Origin of the sequence: Streptomyces sp. URMC 126 (assembly GCF_051386555.1) — a bacterium.
In the GTDB taxonomy this organism is placed as follows: Bacteria; Actinomycetota; Actinomycetes; order Streptomycetales; family Streptomycetaceae; genus Streptomyces.
On the sequence record NZ_JBPQTX010001122.1, the window covers coordinates 1 to 251 of the forward strand.

Sequence of the window (251 nt, forward strand, 5' to 3'; positions counted from 1 at the left end):
TGTCCTGGCCGCCCTCCATCAGCTCGGCCATGTCGCGGTGGGCGACCGCGTCGTAGAAGGCCAGCTCGGCGTGGCTGAGCGGCGGGTCGAACTGCTCGCCACGACGGGCCTCCGCGGACACCTCCCTGGCCAGGGCGGCCAGCTCGGCGATGACCTGGGCGCTGGTGAGCTGCTGGAGCATGTACCGCTTCATCAGGTCGTCGAGACGCTTGGAGAAGCTTTCGTTCCGGACGACGTTGTGCTTGGTCACC

At 68.1% G+C, this 251-nt stretch carries 1 protein-coding gene; it reads right to left on the reverse strand.

Going from position 1 to position 251, the window contains the following annotated elements:
- Positions 1-251, reverse strand: a 251-nt coding sequence (locus ACSNOK_RS35335; RefSeq protein WP_436784775.1) for a type I restriction enzyme endonuclease domain-containing protein, incomplete at both ends; no start/stop codon positions are given.